Source organism: Acinetobacter sp. 228, from assembly GCF_048147885.1.
The window spans coordinates 1-1,121 of sequence record NZ_JAYWYV010000494.1; the positions used below are offsets into that span (position 1 = coordinate 1).

Consider the following 1,121-nt stretch of genomic DNA (forward strand, 5'->3'; position numbering starts at 1 on the left):
CTGAGATTTTTGAAGGGTTAAGTGTAGCCACTTATAAACTTTTTCTCTATGATGCGACAATAATTAATTGTGAATTAGCATACTTGGTTAATGAGACAATGAAGCATCAGTTTAAATTTAATCCTTTAGCGACCGCTATTTTTACGCTCTTATGTAGTGGCTCCATACAATCAAGTTATGCTGAGTCAGCTGGTGTTGTCTCCAACATAGACAATAATCAACTTAAGGCGAGTATTAAGGAAGCCTATCCAGGGCAGGAATTCTTTCAACAATATTATGTTGATAAATCTGCTCCTGAGGCGCAATTGCGCAATAATAAATATTTGAGTTCAGCATTTTGTCAAGGAACTTGGATTACACCAATTAATCCTGAAACTAAAGCGTTAGATGCAGATAAGGCTACTTCAGTTGTAACGGCTGATTATGGGCACTACAACCCTGCTGGCGACTCTGTGTTGGAAGGAAACGTGGTGATAGATCAGGAAGGCCGTACAGTTCGTGCCGATAAAGTCACCATCGATAAAACTCAAACATTTGCACATGCACAAGGCCGAGTACAGTTAGCTCAAGGCGGCTTACTCTCTCAAAGTGATGAAATTAATTACAATTTAAAGACTCAAACCGGTGATTTAAATAATAGTTTTTATATTTCTGAACAGCAACATGCCCATGGCCAAGCTGGAAAAATCGAGAGAACCTCTCCGAATGTAATGGTTCTCAATGATGCGACTTATACCACTTGTCCTCCAGGACAAAAACCTGCTTGGAAAATTCAAGCCAACAAAATTGAGTTGAATCAAGAAACTGGGCGCGGTGTTACGCGCGGAACAAAACTATATGTAAAAGATGTTCCAGTTCTAGCAGTTCCCTACTTTAACTTCCCAATTGATGACCGCCGTACTACAGGTATTCTCAACCCTCAGTTTGGTTTCTCTGGTTTTTCAAACAACGGTGGCGGTGGCGAACTATCCGTTCCAATTTATTTAAACCTTGCGCCTAATTATGATGCGACGATTACACCACGTTACTTAGCTGAACGTGGTCCTATGCTTAAAGGTGAATTTCGCTATCTAACAGATGGGTTCGGGGCTGGAGAAATTTGGGGCGGCATTTTGCCATCT

The 1,121-nt window shown here is 40.9% G+C and carries 1 protein-coding gene; it reads left to right on the forward strand.

The features are described from left to right. Positions 1–98: 98 nt before the first annotated feature. Positions 99–1,121, forward strand: a 1,023-nt coding sequence (locus tag VXQ92_RS20155; RefSeq protein ID WP_416682982.1) for an LPS-assembly protein LptD, incomplete at its 3' end; no start/stop codon positions are given.